Source organism: Rhodanobacter sp. B04 (assembly GCF_002001125.1).
Taxonomy (GTDB): domain Bacteria; phylum Pseudomonadota; class Gammaproteobacteria; order Xanthomonadales; family Rhodanobacteraceae; genus Rhodanobacter.
The window spans coordinates 422,311-444,278 of the sequence record NZ_MUNV01000026.1 but is presented as its reverse complement, the minus strand read 5'-3'; the positions used below and the strand labels follow the sequence as shown (position 1 = coordinate 444,278).

At 66.4% G+C, this 21,968-nt stretch carries 21 protein-coding genes and 1 tRNA gene; 6 read left to right on the top strand and 16 right to left on the bottom strand.

The annotated features are described in order from the left end of the window. Window positions 1–3: 3 nt before the first annotated feature. Window positions 4–303 (bottom strand): DUF4190 domain-containing protein, encoded by a 300-nt coding sequence (locus B0E46_RS16810; protein WP_077556863.1) that lies wholly within the window; start codon window positions 301–303, stop codon window positions 4–6. Between the two features lie 91 nt (window positions 304–394). Beyond that, entirely contained in the window at window positions 395–1,930 is a 1,536-nt protein-coding gene (locus tag B0E46_RS16805) for an aldehyde dehydrogenase family protein (protein WP_077556862.1), read from the bottom strand. 130 nt (window positions 1,931–2,060) lie between these two features. On the opposite strand from B0E46_RS16805, the gene B0E46_RS16800 reads away from it, so the two are divergent. Then, a tRNA-Arg gene (locus B0E46_RS16800) sits at window positions 2,061–2,137 on the top strand. A gap of 151 nt (window positions 2,138–2,288) precedes the next feature. Here the strand turns inward: B0E46_RS16800 and B0E46_RS16795 are convergent. Both B0E46_RS16795 and B0E46_RS18025 read right to left on the bottom strand, forming a co-directional pair. Next, window positions 2,289–3,848 carry a YdiU family protein gene (locus B0E46_RS16795; protein ID WP_077556861.1) on the bottom strand — a complete coding sequence of 520 codons (1,560 nt, stop codon included), beginning with the start codon at window positions 3,846–3,848 and terminating at the stop codon, window positions 2,289–2,291. A gap of 182 nt (window positions 3,849–4,030) precedes the next feature. Then, on the bottom strand, window positions 4,031–5,221 hold the full coding sequence (locus B0E46_RS18025) for a transglycosylase SLT domain-containing protein (RefSeq protein WP_254425193.1): 1,191 nt from the start codon (window positions 5,219–5,221) through the stop codon (window positions 4,031–4,033). A gap of 462 nt (window positions 5,222–5,683) precedes the next feature. On the opposite strand from B0E46_RS18025, the gene B0E46_RS16785 reads away from it, so the two are divergent. Together B0E46_RS16785 and B0E46_RS16780 are read left to right on the top strand one after the other, a co-directional pair. Continuing rightward, window positions 5,684–6,283, top strand: a complete 600-nt coding sequence (locus B0E46_RS16785; protein WP_077556860.1) for a DUF1415 domain-containing protein — start codon at window positions 5,684–5,686, stop codon at window positions 6,281–6,283. 59 nt (window positions 6,284–6,342) lie between these two features. After that, window positions 6,343–6,675, top strand: a complete 333-nt coding sequence (locus B0E46_RS16780) for a YkgJ family cysteine cluster protein (RefSeq protein ID WP_077556859.1) — start codon at window positions 6,343–6,345, stop codon at window positions 6,673–6,675. A gap of 25 nt (window positions 6,676–6,700) precedes the next feature. Here B0E46_RS16780 and B0E46_RS16775 read toward each other — a convergent pair whose 3' ends face one another. The 7 genes from B0E46_RS16775 to B0E46_RS16745 form a co-directional block, all read right to left on the bottom strand. Next, window positions 6,701–7,402: a pseudouridine synthase gene (locus B0E46_RS16775; protein ID WP_077556858.1), complete on the bottom strand. Its 702-nt coding sequence runs from the start codon at window positions 7,400–7,402 to the stop codon at window positions 6,701–6,703. Between the two features lie 13 nt (window positions 7,403–7,415). Further along, window positions 7,416–8,486, bottom strand: a complete 1,071-nt coding sequence (locus B0E46_RS16770; protein ID WP_077556857.1) for a class I SAM-dependent methyltransferase — start codon at window positions 8,484–8,486, stop codon at window positions 7,416–7,418. Between the two features lie 96 nt (window positions 8,487–8,582). Then, window positions 8,583–8,924 (bottom strand): carboxymuconolactone decarboxylase family protein, encoded by a 342-nt coding sequence (locus tag B0E46_RS16765; protein ID WP_077556856.1) that lies wholly within the window; start codon window positions 8,922–8,924, stop codon window positions 8,583–8,585. An 88-nt stretch (window positions 8,925–9,012) separates the two neighbouring features. Next, window positions 9,013–9,819, bottom strand: a complete 807-nt coding sequence (locus tag B0E46_RS16760) for an AcvB/VirJ family lysyl-phosphatidylglycerol hydrolase (protein ID WP_077556855.1) — start codon at window positions 9,817–9,819, stop codon at window positions 9,013–9,015. Continuing rightward, window positions 9,816–12,425: a bifunctional lysylphosphatidylglycerol flippase/synthetase MprF gene (mprF, locus tag B0E46_RS16755; protein WP_254425192.1), complete on the bottom strand. Its 2,610-nt coding sequence runs from the start codon at window positions 12,423–12,425 to the stop codon at window positions 9,816–9,818. The genes B0E46_RS16760 and mprF overlap by 4 nt, the downstream gene beginning before the upstream one ends. 183 nt (window positions 12,426–12,608) lie before the next feature. Further along, complete coding sequence (locus B0E46_RS16750) at window positions 12,609–14,633, bottom strand: oligopeptide transporter, OPT family (RefSeq protein WP_077556854.1); 2,025 nt, start codon at window positions 14,631–14,633, stop codon at window positions 12,609–12,611. A 109-nt stretch (window positions 14,634–14,742) separates the two neighbouring features. Then, window positions 14,743–15,630 (bottom strand): pseudouridine synthase, encoded by an 888-nt coding sequence (locus B0E46_RS16745; protein ID WP_077556853.1) that lies wholly within the window; start codon window positions 15,628–15,630, stop codon window positions 14,743–14,745. Between the two features lie 85 nt (window positions 15,631–15,715). On the opposite strand from B0E46_RS16745, the gene B0E46_RS16740 reads away from it, so the two are divergent. After that, window positions 15,716–16,273 (top strand): YaeQ family protein, encoded by a 558-nt coding sequence (locus B0E46_RS16740; protein WP_077556852.1) that lies wholly within the window; start codon window positions 15,716–15,718, stop codon window positions 16,271–16,273. A 101-nt stretch (window positions 16,274–16,374) separates the two neighbouring features. After that, a complete protein-coding gene (locus tag B0E46_RS16735) occupies window positions 16,375–16,806 on the top strand; it encodes an FKBP-type peptidyl-prolyl cis-trans isomerase (protein ID WP_077556851.1) in 432 nt (143 codons plus the stop codon). Between the two features lie 175 nt (window positions 16,807–16,981). Here the strand turns inward: B0E46_RS16735 and B0E46_RS16730 are convergent, their stop codons facing one another. Both B0E46_RS16730 and B0E46_RS16725 read right to left on the bottom strand, forming a co-directional pair. Then, entirely contained in the window at window positions 16,982–17,839 is an 858-nt protein-coding gene (locus tag B0E46_RS16730) for a PA4780 family RIO1-like protein kinase (RefSeq protein WP_077556850.1), read from the bottom strand. Between the two features lie 85 nt (window positions 17,840–17,924). Next, a complete protein-coding gene (locus B0E46_RS16725; RefSeq protein WP_077556849.1) occupies window positions 17,925–18,923 on the bottom strand; it encodes an LLM class flavin-dependent oxidoreductase in 999 nt (332 codons plus the stop codon). Between the two features lie 114 nt (window positions 18,924–19,037). On the opposite strand from B0E46_RS16725, the gene B0E46_RS16720 reads away from it, so the two are divergent. Continuing rightward, complete coding sequence (locus tag B0E46_RS16720; protein WP_077556848.1) at window positions 19,038–19,760, top strand: rRNA pseudouridine synthase; 723 nt, start codon at window positions 19,038–19,040, stop codon at window positions 19,758–19,760. Window positions 19,761–20,340: 580 nt separating this feature from the next. On the opposite strand, the gene B0E46_RS16715 is transcribed toward B0E46_RS16720, so the two are convergent. From B0E46_RS16715 to B0E46_RS16705, 3 genes are all read right to left on the bottom strand, one after another. Next, window positions 20,341–20,850 carry a DUF1993 domain-containing protein gene (locus tag B0E46_RS16715; RefSeq protein ID WP_077556847.1) on the bottom strand — a complete coding sequence of 170 codons (510 nt, stop codon included), beginning with the start codon at window positions 20,848–20,850 and terminating at the stop codon, window positions 20,341–20,343. An 88-nt stretch (window positions 20,851–20,938) separates the two neighbouring features. After that, window positions 20,939–21,709: an arginine deiminase family protein gene (locus B0E46_RS16710; RefSeq protein WP_077556846.1), complete on the bottom strand. Its 771-nt coding sequence runs from the start codon at window positions 21,707–21,709 to the stop codon at window positions 20,939–20,941. Between the two features lie 44 nt (window positions 21,710–21,753). Next, complete coding sequence (locus tag B0E46_RS16705; RefSeq protein ID WP_077556949.1) at window positions 21,754–21,951, bottom strand: oxidoreductase-like domain-containing protein; 198 nt, start codon at window positions 21,949–21,951, stop codon at window positions 21,754–21,756. Window positions 21,952–21,968: the final 17 nt, after the last annotated feature.

Genomic DNA, 21,968 nt, shown 5'->3' with positions numbered 1-21,968 from the left:
CAGTCAATGCCAGTGCAGGCCGGCGCCCAGAAACAATATGCCCAGCACCACCAGCAGCACGAGCAACCAGACGGCCAGATGCACATAACCGAGCACCAGCCCGGCGATCGCCATGCCATCACCCTCGATGACGTTGCCGACCGCAGCATGGCGGATTTCGCTGCGCGCCAGGTGGCCACAGACGATCGCCACGATCGCCCCGATGAACGGCAACAGGCACCAGCTGAGGATGCCGAACACCAGGCTCACGATCGCCAGCGAACTGGTACGCGAAACGGGCTGGTACGCAGGTTGATAACTCATCGCCGCTGCACTCGCTGTGGATGACGGAGGGTGCCGATACGCGTTGCCAACGGTCGCGGACGGCGAACCGTCAGTGACCGGATCACCTCTCTTACAGGTCGAACTTGATGCCCTGGGCCAGCGGCAGCGAGGTCGAGTAGTTGATCGTGTTGGTCTGGCGGCGCATGTAGACCTTCCATGCGTCGGAACCCGACTCGCGACCGCCGCCGGTCTCCTTCTCGCCGCCGAACGCGCCGCCGATCTCGGCACCGGAGGTGCCGATGTTGACGTTGGCGATGCCGCAGTCCGAACCGGCCGCCGACAGGAACTGCTCGCCCGCGCGCAGGTTGTTGGTGAAGATCGACGAGGACAGGCCCTGCGGCACGTCGTTCTGCATCTCGATCGCCTCGTCCAGCGTCTTGAACGGCATCACGTACAGGATCGGCGCGAACGTCTCGGTCTGCACGACGTCATGCGAGTTGGCGATGCCGGTGACGATCGTCGGCAACACGAAGTTGCCCTTGCGGTCGGTCAGCGCCGCACCGCCGGTGGCGATCGTGCCGCCCGCGGCCTTGGCCTTCTCGACCGCGGCGAGGTAACCCTGCACGGCTTCCGGGCTGTTGAGCGGCCCCATCAGTGTGGTCGACAGGTTCGGATCGCCGATCTTGCCCTCGACCTGCTTGTACGCCTTGACCAGGGTCTCCAGCACGTTCTGGTAGATCGACTCGTGCACGAACAGGCGCCGCGTGGTGGTGCAGCGCTGGCCGGCGGTGCCGACGGCGCCGAACACGATGCCCGGGATCGCCAGCTTCAGGTCGGCGCTTTCGTCCAGGATGATCGCGTTGTTGCCGCCCAGCTCCAGCAGCGAGCGGCCCATGCGCTGCGCCACGCGCTCGCCGACCATGCGGCCGACCTTGGTCGAGCCGGTGAAGCTGATCAGCGGGATGCGCTTGTCGTCGACGAAGGCCTGCGACAGCTCGGTGCCGGCATCGTTGAACAGGAAGAACAGGTCGGGGAAACCGCCGGCCTTCAGCGCCTCGTTGCAGATGCGGAGGGTGGCGATCGCCGACAGCGGCGTCTTCGGCGACGGCTTCCAGATGCAGATGTCGCCGGCGATGGTGGCGAGGAACGAGTTCCATGCCCACACCGCGACCGGAAAGTTGAACGCGCTGATGATGCCGACCAGACCCAGCGGGTGGTACTGGTCGTACATGCGATGGCCCGGGCGCTCCGAGTGCATGGTGGCGCCGTACATCATGCGGCTCTGGCCCACCGCGAAATCGGCGATGTCGATCATCTCCTGCACTTCGCCGTCGCCCTCGGGCTTGATCTTGCCCATCTCCAGCGCCACCAGCGAACCGAGCGCATCCTTGTGCTTGCGCAGCGCCTCGCCGCACAGGCGCACCGCCTCACCGCGCTGCGGTGCCGGCGTGGTGCGCCATACCTTGAAGGCGGCCTGCGCACGCTTGACGATCACCTCGTAGTCGGCGGCGCTGGAAGCATGCACGGTACCGAGCACCTCGCCGGTCGCCGGGTTCACCGGCTGCAGCGCGCCGGCATCGGTGGTCTTCGACCACTCGCCCTGGCCGAGGTACGTGCCGGACTGCTCGCCGTGCAGGCCAAGTGCGGTGAGGATTGCGTGGGACATGGATGTCTCCTGAGCTGGTGTGGCGCCTGCCGGCGCCGTGAATTGAATACGTGCAAAATGCCAATTCTAGCAGGCTGCCCGTTCCTGCCGGATCGCACCTTTCGGGGATCCATGCGAAAATCCCGCCGCTGCCCTCGTAGCTCAGTTGGATAGAGCGGCCCCCTCCTAAGGGGCAGGTCGGACGTTCGAATCGTCTCGAGGGCACCATTTTTATGACCACGAATGAACTCTGCTGCAAGCTCGTCGTTCCAGCGAAAGCTGGAATCCAGAGCCTTGGTTATTCGACGGACTGGAGGCGCTGGATCCCAGCTTTCGCTGGGATGACGGACTTTTGAGGGGTTTCGAGGTTCCGCAGGGCTCACGAACTGCACGACAGCATCGAGCAACCGGCCTTGTGCCGCGCCCAGTCGGGGCGTTTCTGCGCGAATGCTTCACGACCGGGCTGGTCGTCATAGGGACGGCGCATCACCTCGAGCAGTTCGGCGATGCCGCCGGGATCGCCCTGCTCGGCACGGTCGATCGCCTGCTGGGCCAGGTAATTGCGCAGCACGTAGCGCGGATTCACCGCATGCATCTTTTCGCGACGTTGCGAAGCCGGCAACGGATCCTCGGCAAGCCGCGCCGCGTAGCGCACCAGCCAGTCGTGGAGTGCCGGCTCCGCCGCGCTTCGTTTCGCTGCGTCATAGAACGCGTCGTTGAACGGATCGAGCGTCGGTCTCCGCACGTCGACGTCGGCCAGCGCACGGAACCACAGCGTCATGTCGATCTCGGCCTGCTGCATCAGCGACTGCAGCGACTGCATCAGCGCCACGTCGTCATCGCGGCATTCGGCCAGACCGAGTTTGGCGGCGATGTTGGCGCGATCGGCAGCGGCATAAGCCGCTGCGTAGCGATCCAGTCCGGCCTGCAGCGCTTCCACGCCGGCAAACAGCGGCGCCAGCGCACCGGCCAGGCGGCTCAGGTTCCACCACGCCACGTTCGGCTGCTGGCCGAAGCGGTAGCGGCGGCGCTGCGCGTCGGTGGTGTTCGGCGTCCATTCCGGATCGTAATTGTCGATCCAGCCATACGGACCGTAGTCGATGGTGAGGCCGAGGATCGACATGTTGTCGGTGTTCATCACGCCATGCACGAAGCCCACGCGCATCCAGTGCCCGATCATCCGCGCGGTGCGCTCGCACACCTGCGCGAACCACTCCGCATACAGCGCCTCGCCCTGCCCGCCGAGTTCCGGGAAGTCACGCCGGATGGTGAAATCGACCAGTTGCCGCAACAGCGCCGTGTCACCGCGCGAGGCAGGCAATTCGAAATTGCCGAAACGGATGAACGAGGGCGCGACGCGGCACACGACGGCGCCAGGCTCCGGCGCAGCGTTGCCGTCATAGAACATGTCGCGCAGCACCGGCTCGCCGCTGTCGACCAGGCTCAAGGCGCGCGTGGTCGGCACGCCAAGGTGGTGCATCGCCTCGCTGCACAGGAATTCGCGCACCGACGAACGCAGCACCGCGCGACCGTCCGCGCCGCGCGAATACGGCGTCAATCCGGCGCCTTTCAGCTGCAGCTCCCAGCGCTCGCCGGCCGGATTGATCGCCTCGCCCAGCGAAATGGCTCGCCCGTCGCCGAGCTGTCCGGCCCAATGGCCGAACTGGTGTCCGCCATAGTTGGCCGCATACGGCTGCATGCCCTCGAGCAGGGCATTGCCGCCGAACAGCCGGGCGAATTCGGGCGTGGCCACATCCGCCTCGCTGAAACCGAGTGTCGCCGCCATCTCCACCGAATGCGCCAGCAAATGCGGCGCGGCCACCGGCGTGGGCTCGACGCGTGAATACAGCGCACCGTCGACCTGGCGCAGACGCGCACCCTGCTCCGGATCGCCGGGCAGCTCGCGCACGAACGCGTTGTCGAACAGCAAGGTGAGCATGGAGCCGTGCCAGCAGGAACAATGCCGCTTATATCCGGGCGCTACGGCGCCGATGCAAGGCCATGCATGCAGCGCGGGAAGCGCACGCCAGCCACGCCCGATATGGGCGTGTCCCTAGCCTGGGACGAACATGCGCCGGATCTGATGTCTTGAAGGAGCAAGGCAGCCTTGGCTTCAGACGGCTAGCGCGCCACGAGCTGCCCGTGCGCCAGCGGACGGTGGATCGCTTTCAGCCGCTGGTAAACGGTCAGCACGGCGGTGCCGTAATCCCTGGCCAGCGCCGGCGTGTGGCTGTGGTAGTAGCCCACGCCCAGCACCTGGTCGCGGGTCTCGTGCATGCCATCGCGCAGGATCTTCGCGGCCACGCTGATGTTGGTGCGCGGGTTCAGCAGAGCCAGCGGGTCGCGCACGGCGTCCCGATGCATCGGGTAGTAGACCTGCATGATGCCGACATCCTGCACCGCCGAATTGAACTGGCTTGCCGCCGCCATCGCCAGTTGCACGTCATGGCGCTGGCCACGCACCAGATGATCGTTGACGCGGAACAGCCACGGCGTGGGCGCGACCTTGCCATCCGGATACAACGCCTTCGACTCCACCAGGGCGACGCTGTAGAGCAGCAGCGGATCGACGCCGTAAGCCTTGCCCACTTCCGACCACAGGCTCTGCCGGGAGGCGATGTCCAGGTCGGGCTCCTCGATCGGCATCATCAGGTCCATCGTGCTGACGTCGGATATCAGGCTGCGACCGGTTTCGGCCGATCCGGGACGAAGCGCCGCCGGGGTCGCCGGTTCGCTTGCCGCGACCGGCGCAGCAACCACCGGTGCGGGAATCGGCATGGCCGGCAAAGACCGCGGGGATGCGGCATGCGCAGGCGTTGCCGGCGTGAGGGCCGGCGTCCCGGCCGGAGTTGGGCGCATGCCGGGGGGTGACATGCGCAGTTGCAGCGACAGGCAGGCAAGACCCGCGACGGCGCCGATGGCGATGCCAGCCGCGAGCCGGTGCCGGTATGCACCTGCCCAGCCCGGCCACGACATCCTTCGCGCCTGCGCCCACAGCGTGATCCGGATGCCGGCGACCCGGCGCAAACCAGCCGCTGCCGTGACGTGCCATCGATCCAGTGGCCATGTGGGTGGCAACAGCCAGCCTTCCGCCGAACTCGACGGTGCGCTCGAAGTCGTTCGACCGGACACGACCCGCGAACGCACCCAGTGGGTGGGTGCCGGCATCAGAACCGTCCGATCGATGCGACGGCGTGCCGAGGCGTCGGCGGATTTCCAGCGCGCCGGCGCCACCAGGTGCACGCGGGCCGGTTTTCGCGGGACATCTCGTGCATCGTTGGGATCGGCGCAGGTACGCAGGCCTGCGCCCATCTGGCGGCATGCACCCGCCGATGGATGATGTGCGGTGCACGCGATCGACACGCTTCCCTGCCCTCGCACCGGCATGTCGCCCAAGCTGTCGGGCCTGGCCAGCTGACGCGGATGGGCACACTCGCACCTGACCGCGACAGGCCGCCACTCGTGCGCCCGATCCGCCCCGGGAAACGCGACCGGGAAGCCGCCGGCCCGGGAATGCTCGCGGCTCTCTTCGTGCAAGGTATCTGCGGTCGTTGGGGTCAAACCATCCACTAGGGCATCCTGGTCAAAAGCGGTGCTGCAGCAGGTGACACGACCGCATCCGGGTCGTCCATTAAAGCAGTTTTTCGCCATGCAAGTTCCTGCGTGCGGCCACGGCGCAAGTCGCAGGCCCGGTGTGCTGGATGCCTGGGCAGCAGGAACGGGCTGGTGCCGCAGCCGCTATAGTCGTCGCCGACGCTGCCCCGCGAGAGACGCATGAACGACATACCGCCGCCCTCCGGCACCGAGATCAACGCGGATGCGCTGCCTGCGGATGCGCCGTACATCGCCGCCACCACGCGCTGGCTGGAGCGGGCGGTGATCGGCCTCAACCTGTGCCCGTTCGCCCGCGCGCCGCATGTGCAGGGCAAGCTGCGCATGCGGGTCAGCCACGCCCGCGATACCGACGCGCTGCTGGACGACCTGTGCGGCGAGCTGCAGTCGCTCAATGCGCTGACGCCGGACGAATGCGAAACCGGCCTGCTGATCCACCCGTTCGTGCTGACCGACTTCTTCGACTACAACGACTTCCTCGACGTGGCCGATGCGGCGGTGCAGACGCTGGGGCTGGAAGGCGAATGGCAGGTCGCCAGCTTCCATCCCCACTACCAGTTTGCCGACAGCGCGAAGGACGACATCGAGAACTTCAGCAACCGCTCGCCCTACCCGACGCTGCACCTGCTGCGCGAATCGAGCATCGAGCGCGCGATGGATGCGATGGGCGATACCGACAGCATCTACCGGCGCAATATCGAGACGCTGCAAAAGCTCGGCGTCGATGGCTGGCAGGCGCTGTGGCGCGATACGAAGGATTGAGCGCGTCGCTCGCAACGTGCAGTTCACATTCGCACCGGATGAAGCTGTCATGCTGACGAGTGAACAGCCTCCCCGATCCCTACGCGGAAAGCGTCGACCCGAGCGTGCAGTGCACGACCTGCGAGGCCGTGTGCTGCCGCCTGACCGTGGTGCTGATGCCGGAAGACCGCGTGCCGACCTGGCTGATCCACCGCGATGAGCATGGCCTGGAAACCCTGGCCAAGGGGGAGGACGGCTGGTGCGCCGCGGTCAATCCCCATACGTCGGGCTGCACGATTTACGCGGATCGTCCGATGATCTGCCGCAAATTCGCGATGGGCAGCCCCAGCTGCCGCGACGAACGGCACAAGTGGTTCGGTGATGCGATTCCCACTGCCGTGCACATGCTCTAGCTGGACTGGTTGGCGGCATCTGCCCTTACGCTGCGAAGATCGACGCGACCTCGCCAGCATCAAGCGCACGCCACTCGCCCAGCGGCAACTCGCCCAGGACGAGTCCGCCGACCGAGATGCGCTGCAGCGTCTCGACGTGATTGCCGGCGGCAGCGAACATGCGACGCACCTGGTGATAGCGGCCTTCGGTCACGGTGAGCCGCGCATGCCGAGGCCCCAGCACATCGAGCACGGCCGGTGCCAGCGGCTCCTTTTCCGATTCCAGCATCAGGCTGCCGCTGGCGAACAGCACGCCTTCGTCACCGCGCAGGTCCTGCGCCAGCGTGGCCTCGTACACCTTGGTCACCTGCGCCTTCGGCGAAATGATCCGGTGCAGCAGCGCCCCATCGTCGGTGAACAGCAGCAGGCCGGACGTGTCACGATCGAGCCGGCCCACGCTGGACAAGGCCGGCGTGCGCACGTTGTAGCGCGGCGGCAGCAGGTCATACACCACCCGGCCGGGATCCTTGCGCGAGCAGGTGACGCCGAGCGGCTTGTTCAGCATCAGCACCAGCCCCGGCGGCGGATCGAGCGGTTCGTCGTCGACGCGGATGTGCTCGTGCGCCACCACGTCGTCGGCGTACAGCACCTCGCCATCGGCATCGGTGATGCGGCCGGAGCGGAACAACTGCGTCACGTCCTTGCGGCTGCCGTAGCCCAGGTTTGCAATCAGCTTCACCAGTTTCATGACTTGATCCGTTTCATCCGCGTACCCCTGTTGCCTCGATCACCTTGAAACCTTCCTGCACGACCAGCGTGCGTACGTCACTGAAACGCGAGGCCAGCACCGCCTCGTACGGCAGGTGCCGGTTCGCCACGATCAACAACCGCCCTGCCGGCTGCAGCGCATCGGCGGCGCTGACGATGAACGCCTGCCCCAGCTCGGGCAGATCGGCGCGTCCCTGGTGGAACGGCGGATTGCTGACGATCGCGTCGTAACGCCGCGGCAGGCCGCGGGTGACATCGCTCCACTGCACCGACACCGCCAACTCGCGTCCGCACTCACGTTGCGCCCTGGCCAGGTTGAGCCGCGCCGGCTCCAGCGCACGTGCCTCGGCTTCGTACAGGTCGATCGCGTCGACCTGCGGGCAACGCGCGATGACCTGGCTGGCGAGATAGCCGTAACCGGCACCGAGATCCGCCACGCGGCCGCGCAGGTCGCCCGGCAAATGCGCAGCCAGCAATGCCGAGGCACGGTCGATGCGATCCCACGCAAACAGGCCGGGGCGGCTGACGTAGCCATCGACGACCGCGCGCGGCGCATCCCGTGCCAGCCATTCGGCCAGCAAGGACTGGTCGATGCCGGCCGCGTTGGGCGTGCTCCAGAACACCCGGCACTTGTGCTTGGACAGATGCTGCACGGCGCCGGCCAGCTTCGCCAGATCCGCCTCGCCCGACCTTGCGCCTTCGGCATTCGGCATCGACGCCAGCACCGTGCCGCCCGGCGTCGCATGCCGCAGTGCGCGCGCAAACAGCGCACGCGCCTCGTCGCGCTGCCGCGGCGGCAGCACCAGCACCAGCGGAAACACGTCATCGGCCGCCGGCTCGCCCACGTGCAGGCCGTTGCGGTCCAGCTCGTCGGCAAACGGCATGAAGCTCTGCTCGCACAACCAGTCCGGTTGCGCCATCTCGCGCAACCGCACGCCGGCACGCGCGCGCAGGAACAGCACGCGGCCGTCCGCCGGCAGCTGCAGCTGCGAGGATTCGAAAGGGACGAACAGGGCCGCCAGCGCCGTATCCGGCGCGGCCGCGGAGAAACCGGCAGCAGTCACGTCATGTCTTCAACGGTGAAACGGAGACGCATTGTACGTGGCTGCAGCCCTGTCCACCGGCGCGCGGTCGGATCGGCCACCGCCCGCCTCGCCGGCTCAACTGCCGCCGTGCGCGTTGACCGCATCCATCACGCGCGCCGAATACACCATCGCGGCACCGGCATTCATCGCCACGGCCACACCGAGTGCCTCGGCGATTTCCTCGCGGGTGGCGCCGTGCTTCAGCGCCTCGCCGGTATGCACGGTGATGCAGCCATCGCAGCGGGTGGTGACGGCCACCGCCAGCGAAATCAGCTCGCGCGTCTTGGCGTCCAGGTGGCCGGTCTTCTCGCCGGCGCCGGACAGGGTCTGGTAACCCCTCAACGTATCCGGGCTCAGCTTGCCGATCTCGCCGATGCGCCCGATCAATTCCTTGCGGTAACCCAGCCAATCCAACATGGACGTCTCCTCGCTGACATGGCGGCCGGGCACCGCGCCCGACCGTGGTTGCCCATAGTGCGCCTGTGGATCGACGTTGGATATCCGCTCAGCGCGCGCTGCCGGCCGTCGAGGCGGCGGCCGGCAACTCCTGCAGCATCTGCGCGGCCAGCGGCTGGTAGCCGCCGTCGAAATGATGGTTGCCCTTCTTGGCATGCACCTTCACCCAGGCCGGCAGGTTCGGTTCGCTGCAGATGCTGTCGTCGCTGTCGTCCAGGCCGTAATAGCAGACCGTCGGCGGCTGGTTCCGCAGGGCCTGCAACGGCGGCATGGTGTCGTAGTGCCGGATCGGGTTGACGTGCTGCAGCAGCGTCTTGACGTGTTCCTTGAACCAGCCCTGCTTGATCATGTAGCCCTCGAGCTCGATCTCGAAGGTCGTATCCCGGCTGGGCGACAGCAGCACCAGCTGGGTGATCCGCGCGCGGTTGGCCGCGCTGAGCTTGTCGATGATGGTCGGCAGCACATCCGCGCCGAACGAAAAGCCCACCAGCCAGATGCGCTGCTTGCCCCACACGCCGGCGTATTTCGTCATCAGCGCATCGAGCTGCCGCGCCGACTCCTCCGGCGTGCGCTCGCGCCAGTAGTACTTGAAAGTGTTGACCCCGAGCACCGGAATGCCGCGATCGATGAAGGCGATGCCCAGGCGCCGGTCCAGATCGGCCCAGCCGCCGTCGCCGGAGTAGATGATCGCCATCACATCGCCCTTGCCGGCCGGCGGCGCCACGCTGATGGCGCTGACCGGCAGCACCACGGTGGCGTCCTCCAGGCTGATCCGCGACCACGGGCTCCAGACCAGCACGATGCCCAGCAGGCATGCGCCGGTTGCCGCCAGGATGATTCCGCTCCTGCGTTTCATCGACGCACCACTCCTGAAAGTCCACCGGAGATCAGGCTGGCCACATTGGTCAGGATCATCGGCAAGGCTATGCCGCCAGGCACCGCTATATAGCGCGGCTCCCATTCCGGATCGAACTTGTCCTTGTAGCGCTGCAGCCCGCGGAAATTGTAGAAGCGCTCGCCGCGGCCGAACACCAGTGCGCCGAAGCGGTTCCACAACGGCGCCTGGCGCCGGTTGTGCAGGCCGGCCAGCGGCGCCATGCCGAGATTGAACCAGGTGTAGCCCTCGTCCCGCGCCCACTGCATCAGCTCGACGAACAGGTAGTCCATGATCCCGGCCGGGCCATCGGGCACATGCCGCATCAGGTCCACCGAGGCCTCCTGTTTGGTGTCGTTGAGGAACATATTCGCGAACGCCACCAACCGGTCGTTCTGCCATACCACCGCCATCGGCGTGCGCACCAGGTAGCGTGGATCGAACGCGCCCAGCGAGAAGCGTTTTTCGCGCACATTCTTGTCGCGCAGCCATGCGTCGGAGACTTCCTTCAGTCGCGGCAGCAATGGCGCCACCGCCTCGGCCGGCACGATCTCCAGGCGCAGGCCATCGCGGGTCAGCTTGTTCACCGTGTTGCGCAGCACCTTCCTGGATTTGCCGTCGAGATTGAAGCTGTCCAGCCGCACGCGCGCCTCCTCGCCGATCTTCAGCAGGTTCAGGCCCACCTCCAGGTACAGGTCCAGGTCGGCCGGGTTCACCTGGTAGAACACCGGCCAGCCGCCGGCACGTTCGCACTGTTCGAGGAACGACCACACCAGTTCGCGCCGCGCGTCCTCGTCGGTGCCGACCGGATCACCCATCGCCACCCAGCTGCGGCCTTCGGTGTCGAACATCACGAAAGCCTTGTGATCCTGGCCGAACAGCAAGGTCTTGTCGCCCATCAGCGCGAGATGCGCCTGCGCGGTGGAGCACTGCTTGATCAACGGCAACGCCTGCGCCAGCTCCGCCTCGCTGGGCGGCTCGTGCCTCAGCTTGTGCGGGCGGATCAGGCTGGCCAGCGCAAACAGCATGCCCGCCGCCGCCGCCGCCACCAGCGCACGCAGCGCCCGTGGCGCACCGCCCTGATGAAGGCTGAATTCCCACCACAGATCGCTGCTGTATTCGACGTGCTTGTAGCTGAAAAACACCAGCCACGCGGCACAGCCGAGGATCGCCACGATCGCCGCGATCCAGCCGACCGAGAAGCTCGTCGTGAACAGCGAGGCGCGCCGGTAGAACAAACGGTGCGCCGGTGCCAGCGCCATCGCCAGCAGGGTCAGCAAGGTGGCTTCTTCGTAGTCGATGCCTTTCAGCAGGGAGAACACCGCACCGGCCAGCAGCAGCACCAGGGTCAGCCAGTAGGCCGCATCCAGCCGGCGCTGCAGGCCACGGGCGAGGATCAGCAGCAGCATCCCGATCACGCTGGCCAGCAGGTGCGACACCTCCAGCACCGACAGCGGCAACACGGCACCCAGCACCGCCATGCGCAGCGGCAGCGCACGGGTCGCGCCGGAAAACAGCAGCACCGCGCCCGAAACCAGGGTCAGCCCGGCGAAGAACGACGGCAGCAGGCCGGTGAACCACGGCGCCAGCAGGGATTTCTCGCGCAGGCCGCGCGCCTCGCGCTGCAGCACCAGCACGGTGGCCGTGCACAGCGGCAACAGGTAGTAGATGACACGGAAGGCGGCCAGCGCGCCGAGGATCGGCGCAGCCAGCGTCTCGTTGCCGGTGGCGCCGAAGCCGGCCAGCATCACCGCCTCGAACACACCAAGCCCACCGGGCACATGGCTGATCAAGCCGATGATCTGCGCGATCACGAAGATCGCCAGGAAATGGCCGAAGCCGTTGTTCAACTCATCCGGCATCAGGATGTAGAGCACCGCTGCCGCCAATCCCCAGTCCACCGCCCCCACCAGAATCTGCCGCAAGGCCGTCGCCGGTGACGGCAGGCTGATGCGCAAGCGCCACAAACGCAGCGGACGGCGACGTATCCAGCCCCCTGCCAGCCACAGCAGCGGAACCAGGGTCAGCAGGATGCCCAGCGGCCGGCTGAAGGTCGCCATCGGCATGCCCGGCGGCAACGGCACCAGCAGCAGGGTCACGCCGGTGAGCGCCAGCAGGCCCAGCCAGAAACTGGTGGTGCAGAACAACACCACCCTGGCCACTTCGCCGGTGGACAGGCCGTTCTGCACATAGAAGCGGTAGCGGATCGAACCGGACACCAGCAACGACATGCCCACCGCATTGCTGAAGGCATAGCTGATGAAGGAAATCAGGGTGACCCGGCGCCACGACAGGCGCCGGCCGATCGAGGCCAGCGCATAGTGGTCGTACAAGGTCATCACCGCATAACCGAGCAGGGTGAACAGCGCCGCCAGCAGCAGCCGGCTGCGCGAGATGCTCTGCACGTAACGGCGGATCTGGTGATAGTCCACCTCGCGGGAAAGCAGGTGCAGCGCCCACAGCGCCAGGCACAGCATGCCCACCGACAGCAGCGGTCCGGCCATCCGGCGCAGCCACACCGTACGCTGGCTCGGCGGCGTCAGGACTGCCCTGACGTCTTGAACCTGCTCGACCTTTTCCTGCTCCACGCGACAACTACCCCTTGCAATGACCTTGTAGGTTGCCACATTGAAGCTGACTGGCAATCTATTGCGATCCTGCGGATCGAATGATTTCAGTTCGGATGATCGCCGAGGCCATGGCTGCACCCGGGATCATCCGGCACGGCGGCCCATCCGGAGCCGCCGTCCACCGAGCATCCCATCACTCTGTTACGCGTTCGTTGACGTCTGCGCCAACCGACCTACCCAGCGGTACAGCAACACCATCACGACAGCGAATGCGACGCCGCCGACCCACAGCGCGGGGCCGCTCGCAAACGCATCGCCGACCAGGTCGAGCGGGTAATCCTTGCCGGAAAACGCGACAAAGGCGGCGATCACCACACCCAGCAGGCCCTCGCCCACGATCATGCCGGAAGCCAACAGCACGCCGAGCTGCTTGGTCGCCTCGGGATTCTTCGATGCGCGATCGGCGCGGCGGTCGAACCACCAGCCGGCGACCGCACCGACCACCACCATCAGCGTGCTCTGGGTCGGCAGGTAGATGCCCAGGCCCACCGCCAGCGGCGACAGGTGCGCGGATTTCGTCGTGCGGCGCAGTACCTCGTCGAGGATGATCATCACCACGCCGATCCCAGCGCCGATCTCGATCAGGCTCCAGTCGATGTTGTTCTTGATCACGCCCTGCGCCAGCGCGGAGATCAACCCGGCCTGCGGCGCGGGCAGCGCATTGGCGCGCTGCGGACCCGGCGCGCCGACGAAGCCGTAGGCATGATTGAGCAGGTCGAGGATCGGCGGAATGATTGCGGCGCCGGCGATCACGCCGATCACGAGCGCCCATTGCTGCTTCGACGGTGTCGCATCGACCAGCTGCCCGGTTTTCAGATCCTGCAGGTTGTTGTTGGCGATCGCCGCCGCGGCAAACACGATCGAGGTGATGAACAGGGCGAATGCCACCAGCGCGTTCTCGCTGCCGGCAGGCAAGGCCGAACGGATGCCGAACACCAGCAGCAGCGCCGCGCTGATCACCACGATGATGCCGATGCCCGACAACGGGCTGTTCGAGGAGCCGATCAGACCCGCCATGTAGCCGCATACCGCGGATACGAAGAAGCTCATCAGCACCACGAAGATCAGCCCGGCCACCACCAGCGCCATCACGTGATCGCCCAGTCCATTGCCGGCGGTCGTCGCGAAGTTCGCGATCAGCCAGCCGATCGGCAGCAGGCACACCAGCGAGATCAGGCCGACCTGCCCGATCGGGATGTCATGCTCGGTGCGCGGCAGCAAGGCGGCATTGCCGGCGCCACGCACGCGCGACGCGGCCATCGCGGAGGTCAAGCCCGTGATCACCGGCTTGACCAGCTTGGCCAGGGTCCAGATCGCGGCCACGCCGATGGTGCCGGCACCGACGAAGCGCACCTTGTGGCTCCAGGTCGCACCCGCCAGGTCCGCCATCGAACCGGTCAGCGGCACCAGCGCGGAGAAATGCGGCACGCCCCAGCCCCAGCCGATCAGCGCACCGACCAGCATCGCGATGCCGACCCACAACCCGACCAGATGACCGATGCCGAACAGCGCGAACGAGAGGAAGAAATCGAACCCCGTCACGCCACCCTTGTCGCCACCGACGCGGAAGTAGTGCACCACGTCGCCGGCGAACACCCGCGTCGCGACCACCACCGCAAACACCGCCGAAACGATCGAGCCCCACAGCACGGCGAGCAGGCCGGCGCGATTGGACTCGGCCGCCGCCTCGGCGCTGACGCCCTCGCCGCCACCGGCACCGACCTTCAGCACTTCGGCGCAGGCCACGCCCTCCGGATACGGCAGGTCGGAATTGGTCACCAGCGCGCGGCGCAGCGGGATCGAATACATCACGCCGAGGATGCCGCCCAGCGCGCAGATCGCGAACGAGGTCCAGTAGTTGAAGCCGGTCCACCAGCCGATCAGGATCAGGCCGGGCAACACGAAGATGATCGAGGACAAGGTGCCGGCCGCCGAGGCGACCGTCTGCACGATGTTGTTCTCCTGCATCGTGGCGCCCTTGAAGTAGCGCAGCACCGCCATCGAGATCACCGCCGCCGGAATCGACGTGGCGAAGGTCAGGCCGGCCTTGAGGCCGAAGAACACGTTGGCCGCGGTGAACACCACGGTGATCACGACGCCGATGATCACGCCGCGCAGGGTCAACTCGGCGCGCGGCGATGCGCTGGACGATAGCTGTGCACTCACGAATGGTTCTCCCCCGGCTGAATTCTCCTGCGGAAGATAGCGTGGAATGGCTGCCGATGGTTACCCTTGACAAGCAGCAGCGAGCCTCGCTCAACCCCGCGCCTGACCCTCACAAAGCGAACAGGCTCTCGAATCGGCGGGACTTGCCGCACAGCGGATCGACAAACGCCAGGCTGTGCGCCAGCAGCTTCAGCGGATGCCGGTAATCGTCGGCGGACTCTTCGGCCAGCAGCGGATACAGCGTGTCGCCCATGATCGGCGCACCCAGTGCTGCCATGTGCACCCGCAGCTGGTGCTTCCTGCCGGTGATCGGATGCAGCGCATAACGCCAATGCTCGCCGCCGCACTCGATCGGCTCGACTCGCGTCTCGCTGTTCGGCTCGCCATCGGCTTCCTGCATGCGGAAGAACGGCTCGCCCGCGAGCATGCGCGAGCGACGCCACAGCGGAAACGACAGGCCGGGCAGTGCCGGCGCCAGCGCCTCGTAGCGCTTGTCGATGCGGCGTTCGCGGAACAATGCCTGATAGGCGGCACGGCTGTGCCGGCTCGCCGAGAACAGCACCAGCCCGGCCGTCAGCCGATCGATCCGGTGCAGCGGCACCAGGTCGGGATTGTCCAGCCGGCGAATCAACCGCCGCAGCAAGGTCTGCTCGACAAACCCGCCGGCCGGCGTCACCGGCAGGAAATGCGGCTTGTCCGCCACCACCAGATGCTCGTCCGCATGCAGCACCGTTTCCGCGAACGGAATCGGCGTCTCGTCCGCCACCTCGCGGTAGTAGTGGATGCGCAGCCCATTCCGATACGGCGTGTCCGGCGTGATCGCGGCACCCTGCCCGTCCAGCACCCGCCCACGCGCGATGCGCTCCAGCCATTGGTCGCGGCTGACGGCGGCGAATTTTGCGCACAAACCGTCGAGCACGGTCGGCCATTCGCCTGGCGGCAGGTGCACGGTGCTGGCGTGGGTATCGCGCGTGAAAGGCGGTATCGGTGGGCTCATGGCTTCCGCCAGTCTAATGCGCGCCACCGGGCGGGCTGTTGGCGGGAGCGCGTACAATGGTGGGCTGTTGTCTCAAGGCACCCCCATGGCCCTCAACTCCACCATCTACAAGGTCGAACTGCAGGTCAGCGACATGGATCGGCATTATTACGCCACCCATGCGCTGACCCTGGCGCGGCATCCGTCGGAAACCGAGGAACGCCTGATGGTGCGGCTGCTCGCGTTCGCACTGTACGCGGACGAGCGGCTGGAGTTCGGCAAGGGCATCAGCGACGAGGACGAGCCGGCGCTGTGGCGCAAGGCGTACACCGACGAGATCGAGCTGTGGATCGAGGTCGGCCAGCCGGACGAGACGCGCATCCGCAAGGCCTGCGGCCGTGCGCGCCAGGTGGTGGTGATCAGCTACGGCGGCAATCTCGCGGAAATCTGGTGGAACAAGGTCGGCGCATCGCTGGGGCGTAACAAGAACCTCACCGTGCTCGACATCCCGGCGGCCACCGTCGCCGGACTGGTTGCCCTGCTGCAGCGTGGCATGCGCCTGCAATGCCTGATCCAGGACGGCCAGCTGCAGCTGATGAACGACGCTGATTCGGTGGCGGTGGATCCGCTGCGCCGCATGGCACCTGCCGAAGCGGTGAGCTGATCAGGTTTCATCGTGAACAAGGCGATGGCTGCCAGGCAGTCGCCGTTTGCCGGATAATCCCGGTCCGATCCTCAGGTCCCATCCTCTTTCCGGAGTCACCCATGCGCTGGTTGCTGTCCCTGCTCACCGTATTCGCGCTCGCCGCCTGTACCGCCGCCCCGTCGGCACACGCCACAGGCAGTGTGGACAAGCTCACCGTGATCGACCAGAAGGTCGGCACCGGTGCCGAGGCGAAAGACGGCATGAAGGTGCTGGTGCATTACACCGGCTGGCTGTACGACGACAGCGCCAAGGACAAGCACGGCAAGAAGTTCGACAGCTCGCGCGATCACGGCGAGCCGTTTTCCTTCATGCTCGGCCAGGGCAGCGTGATCGCCGGCTGGGACCAGGGCGTGGCCGGCATGCGTGTCGGCGGCAAGCGCATCCTGCTGATTCCGGCTGCGCTCGGCTACGGCGCCAGCGGCGCCGGCGACGATATCCCGCCGAATGCCTCGCTGGTGTTCGAGGTGGAGCTGTTGAAAGTCGATAACTGAGGCTGCAAAGCCTCGACTGCCCCAACGTCATTCCCTTCCTGCCATTTTCCCCGCATCGTCATTCCGGCTAACCCTACGGAGGGGTTGCGCCGGAATCACGATACGAGGAGTTTTCGAGGCGCTGGGCAAACGACTTCGAATAAGACTCGACAACCACCCGGGACGCTCGCCGCGATCAATCGTCCTGCGCGGCCGCCTCGCGGCCCTGCTGGCGGATGATCGCCTCTTCCCGCGCGTCGATGATCGACTGCATCACGCTGTCGACATCGGCGATGCTCTCGTCGAACTCGAAGTGGCCGGTGAGCTCGCTGTCCGGGTGCAGTTCACCCAGTTCGAACAGCGCCCACATCTCCTCGCCGTAATGCGTATCGAGCAGTTCCGGCGCGAAACGCGACAGGCTGATCGTGATATTGCCCACGTCCCGCCGCAGCATCGCCCGCGCGGAGTTGTTGCCGGAAGCGCTGACCGCCTGCGGCAGGTCGATGATCACCGGGCCGTGCGGACCCACCAGCACGTTGTATTCGGACAGGTCGCCGTGGATCAGTCCGACGCAGAGCATCCGCGCCACCTGCTGCATCAGGAAACGGTGGTATTCGCGCGCGGTTTCCGCCGACAGTTCCACCTCGCCCAACCGCGGTGCGGAATGGCCGTCCGCATCGGTGACCAGCTCCATCACCAACACGCCGCTGAAATAGCCATACGGTTTCGGCACCCGCACGCCAGCGGCGGTGAGCTGGTACAGCGCGTCGACCTCGGCATTCTTCCAGGCGGCCTCGGCCTCCTTGCGGCCGAACTTGGTCGCCTTGCCCATCGCGCGCGCCTGCCGGCTGCCGCGCACCTTGCGTCCTTCCTGGTACTGCACCCGCGCCTGGAAACTGCGCTGCGCCATGTCCTTGTAGACCTTGGCGCAACGGATGTCCTCGCCCGAGCGGACGACATAGACGGAGGCTTCCTTGCCGCTCTTCAGCGGTCGCAGCACCTGGTCGATCACACCTTCGTCGATCAGGTCCTGCAGGCCCTTGGGGGTTTTCATGCGTGGGAGAGCTTCTGCGGTTCGTGGAATAACGCCCATTATGGCCGATCGGTGGCCCCGAGCCGGTCTTTCGCCTCGGCCGCGGTCAGTCCGCAGCCAGCAACCGCTCCCGCACGGCCGCCGCGATTTCGAACGAATGACGCCGCGCCGCGTGCTCGAACACATTGGCGGTGATCAGCAGTTCATCCGGACGATGCCTTGCGACGAAGGCCTCGATGCCGTCCTGCACGGTGTCGGCCGCACCAACCACCGCACAGGCCAGGGCACGCTCCACCATCTGCTTCTCCGCTGGCGTCCAGTACGCGTCGATATCGTCGATCGGCGGCGGGATCAAGCCGGGCCGGCCACGGCGCAGGTTGATGAAACTCTGCTGCTGGGTGGTGAACAACCGGCGTGCCTCGGCATCGCTGTCGGCCGCGACCACGTTGATGCCAAGCATCGCGTACGGCTGTGCCAGCCGTGCCGACGGGCGGAAATCGCGCCGGTACAGCGCCAGCGCCTCGTCCATCGCATCCGGCGCGAAGTGCGAGGCGAACGCGAACGGCAACCCGAGTCGTGCCGACAGCTGCGCGCCGAACAGGCTGGAACCGAGCAGCCACACCGGCACCTCGATGCCTGCGCCAGGGACGGCACGTACCTGCTGACCCGGCACCGCCGGTTCGAAATAGCCGAGCAGTTCGACCACGTCATGCGGGAACGCATCGGCGCTGTCGAAGTAGCGGCGCAATGCCTTGGCCGTGGGCTGGTCGGTGCCCGGCGCGCGCCCCAGTCCCAGGTCGATGCGGCCCGGATACAGCGATGCCAGCGTGCCGAACTGTTCGGCGACCTGCAGCGGCGCATGGTTCGGCAGCATGATGCCGCCGGCACCCACGCGTATCGTCGACGTGCCGCCGGCCACATGACCGATCAGCACCGCCGTCGCCGCACTGGCGATACCCGGCATGTTGTGATGCTCGGCCAGCCAGTAACGCCGGTAGCCCAGTCGTTCGGCCAGTTGCGCCAGATCAAGCGTATGGCGGAATGCCTGGGCGGCATCGCTGCCCTCGGTGACTGGGGCCAGGTCAAGGACGGAAAACGGAATCATGTCGCAGCCTCGGCATCTCGGAAGTTCCCGATCTGGGGGCGGTCGCGCCGATTGCCACCGGTTGCGTCCGCCCGAGACGCATACAATGGTCGCCCGTCACCCCATGGCATCTCGATGACTGAACCGGTTCGCCTCGCCAAACGTGTCGTCGCGCTGGCCCAGTGCTCGCGCCGCGAAGCCGAGCAATACATCGAAGGTGGCTGGGTGCGCGTGGACGGCGTGGTGGTGGAAGAGCCGCAGTTCATGGTGGACATGCAAAGTGTCGAACTCGACCCGCATGCCGAACTGACCCCGACCGAGCCTGCCACCCTGGTGCTGCACAAGCCGGTCGGCTACGACGCCGGCAGCGGGCCGAACCCGGCCAGCGCCTTGGTCACGCCGGACACCCGATCTCCCGACGATGCCTCCGGTGTACGCCCGTTGAAACGGCACCTGCAGCGACTGAACTCACCGCTGCCGTTGCCGACCCATGCCAGCGGCCTGCTGATCTTCACCCAGGACTGGCGCGTCACCCGCAAGCTCACCGAGGACATCGACCGGGTCGAACAGGAATTCGTGGTCGACGTCGAGGGCACGCTGATCCCGAACGGATTGGCCCTGCTCAACCACGGCCTGCGCTTCAACAATTACGCGATGCCGCCGATCAAGGTCAGCTGGCAAAGCGAGCAGCGCCTGCGTTTCGCATTCAAGGTGTTGCAGCCGACCCAGATCGAGCCGATGTGCGAGGCGGTCGGCCTGAAGGTGCTGGCGATGAAACGCCTGCGCGTGGGACGGATCCCGTTGTCCAAACTGGCACCCGGGCAATGGCGCTACCTGGCCCCCGGCGACCGCATCTGAAGCGCTGCCAACGACAGCAGCCTTGCGCAACAGGCTGTGGATCGGCTTAGACTTCCCGCCACATCACACGCAACACATCACCTGACCACAGCAAGGGAGAACACCATGAGCAAGGGCATGGATTCAAAGAAAAGCGAGAAGAAAAAACCGGCCAAGACCATGAAGGAAAAGAAGGCGGCCAAGCAGGAAAAGAAGAAAAACAAATAATCGCCTGATGCGCCCGACACCCGGGACACAGACCGTTGCGGTGCAGCCATCCACTGGCTGACTTGCAGCGACTCGGCACGACCGGGGGCCGCGTTCCGCGGCCTCCGTCCACCCCCTAAATTATCCCCGCCCCGTGCCGATACCAGGAACACGGAACTCGCACGCGGGAATGAGGGGCAAGCAATATGCGGAGCATGCGGCGGCGCCTCTTTCGCAACCTGGGCCTCGGCTGGCCTGAGGTCTACCCGCCAGCCTTGCTGGCGCGCTGCCAGCAGGATCTGCGAGACCAGTTTCCCGTCGATGAAAAGTACATGGCCTTGGCGAGCGCCTGATCCAGCGCCCGGCGAATCCATGCCTGATCCGGTCTTGGCAGTCAGTAATTGCCCATGTAATCGCGCTTGCCGATCTCGATGCCGTTGTGGCGCAGCAGCGCATATGCGGTGGTGACGTGGAAAAAGAACTGCGGCAGGCCGTAGCTCAACAGATAGGCCTGGCCGCTGAAGCGGCGCTCCTTCGGCGTCCCCGGACGTATCACGATCTCGCGCTGCGCGGCGCCCTCGAACTGCGCCACGCTGAAACCGTCGATGAAGGCGAGGCTGCGCGCGATCAAGTCACGCAATTCCTCGAAGGTCTGCTCGTTGTCGTCGTACTTCGGTACCTCGGCACCGGCCAGCCGGGCCGAGACGCCGCGCGCGAAATCGCAGGCGATCTGCACCTGCTTGCCCAGCGGAAACATGTCCGGGAACAGCCGCGCCCGGGTCAGCGCCGATGGCTCGATGTTCTTGTCCGATGCATGCGCCGCGGCCTTGGCCAGGATCGCATCGAGGCTGCCGAGCATCTGCTTGAAGACGGGGATGGAGCTGGCGTAGATGGCATCGGTCACGGGCGTTTCCTTTTTGAGTGTCGGCAAGTTATCGGCACAGTGTAGTCCCAGGATGCGGCCCAATCGCCGCCGACCTGCCCGATTCCGCTCAATCCGCCACACGCAACAGCAGGCTGCAGCAGGTCACGGCGCCCTCGGCCTTCTGCAACTCGGATACATCGACTGCGGTGGCGCGGAAGCCTGCCTCGAGCAGCCGCTGCCGCGTGCGCGGGAAACTGGCCGGCATCACCAGCGCATCGCCGATGCGCAGCACGTTGGCGGCGTGGGGTTCGGCGGGGTCGACCTCGATGATGCGAAAACCGGGGAAGCGCCCGGGATCCACCCACTCCGGCTGCATCAGCAAGGTATCGTCCGCAAGCTGGGTCACCGCCGATTTCAGATGCAGGCAACCGCGGGTCGGCACGCCTTGCACGGCATAACCATGATCCGCCAGCAGTCCACGAAGTTGCGCGATACCGGCGGCATTGCTGCGCGCGGATTCGCCGACGTAAAGCGTGCGGCCAAGTCGCAGCACGTCACCGCCATCCAGCGTAGCGGGGGCCTCGATGGCCGAAACCGCCCGGTAGCGACGCAGCACAGCGGCCACACTCGCCACCTCGGCGCGACGTGACAAAGCGCCTGGACGGGTCAGGATCGCGACCTCGTCCAGCACGATCGCCACGTCCTCGACGAAGACCGCATCGGGGAGATCGACTATGGCCGGCAGGGTCAACAACCGGCAACCGAGCGACTCCAGCACCTGCTGATAATCGCGGTGCTGCGCACCTGCACGCGCCACGTCGATCGCGACGCGCGGCACGAAGGACAGCTCGCAGCCACCCAGCGCCGGACTGACCTCACGGGTAACGGCAAGCCACATGGCTTTCCCCCTTGGCGTTGGGCTGCGACGACATCGTCGCGGGTTCATGACTGGCGGGCGCGCCACGCGGCCAGCTCGGCCTCGTAATGCAGCAGTGCCTCTTCGTAGACATCGAACACGCAGCGCGCGCAGCCTTCGCCGCAACAGTCGGCGGCGTCAGGTTCGGGCGGGCGCTGCGGTGGCGGGTCGCCGGCCTCCTCGCCTGTCGGCACCAGCCGTTGCGGTACGGGCAGTTGCACCATGCCGCACGGCAACTGCA